The 840-nt window shown below is 68.5% G+C and carries 1 protein-coding gene; it reads right to left on the bottom strand.

What is annotated here, in order from left to right; all coding sequences use genetic code 11:
• Window positions 1-839: acyltransferase domain-containing protein (locus G3I65_RS40040; RefSeq protein ID WP_160700691.1), on the bottom strand; the 839-nt coding region annotated here is incomplete at its 3' end.
• Window position 840: the final 1 nt, after the last annotated feature.

The following is an 840-nucleotide window of genomic DNA, read 5'->3' as shown; positions in this document are numbered from 1 at the left end:
GGCACGACCACGAGCCACGCCCGCCGGTCCGGCTCGGCCGGGACGGGCACCGGCTTCCAGGCGACGCGGTAGCGCAGCCGGTCCACCTCGGCCTGGACGTCGCGGCGCCGCCGCCAGGACGACAGGGCGGGCAGGATCGCGGCGAGGGACGAGTCGGCGACGGCCAGCGTCGCGGACAGCGATTCGACGTCTTCCCGTTCGACCGCGGCCCAGAACTCGGCGTCGGCGGCGTGCTCGACGCCGGGCTCGGCCGCCTCGCCGGGCTCCGGCCAGAACCGCTGCCGCTGGAAGGCGTAGGTCGGCAAGTCGACCCGCTTCGCGCCGGTACCGGCGAAGAGCGCGGCCCAGTCGACGTCCACACCGGACACATGCAGCCGGGCGAGCGCGGAAACCACCGCCGCTTCCTCACCACGATCCTTGCGCAGCAACGGAACCGCGTCGACCATCGCCGACAACGTCCCATCCGGCCCCAGCTCCACCAACGCGGCACCGGACAAAGCATTCACATGATCAGCGAACCGAACCGTGTCCCGAACATGAGACACCCAGAACTCCGGCGACCGCACATCCCCAGCCGCAACCATCGGAACCGTCGGCTCAGCGAACTCCAAACCTTCAACAACCGCACGGAATTCATCCAGCATCGGATCCATCAGCGACGAATGGAACGCATGCGACACGTTGAGCCGCTTGGACTTCTCGAACCCGGCGGCGATCTCCAGAACACGGTCCTCGACACCGGAAATCACCACGGACTGCGGGCCGTTCACGGCCGCAATCGACACACCGTCGACCAGCAACGGCAGGACTTCATCCTCCGAGGCCACCAGCGACACCATC

Origin of the sequence: Amycolatopsis sp. SID8362 (genome assembly GCF_010550475.1) — a bacterium.
GTDB classification, from domain to species: domain Bacteria; phylum Actinomycetota; class Actinomycetes; order Mycobacteriales; family Pseudonocardiaceae; genus Amycolatopsis; species Amycolatopsis eburnea.
The sequence above is the reverse complement of the archived record's forward strand: the minus strand, read 5'-3'. Positions and strand labels throughout refer to the sequence as shown.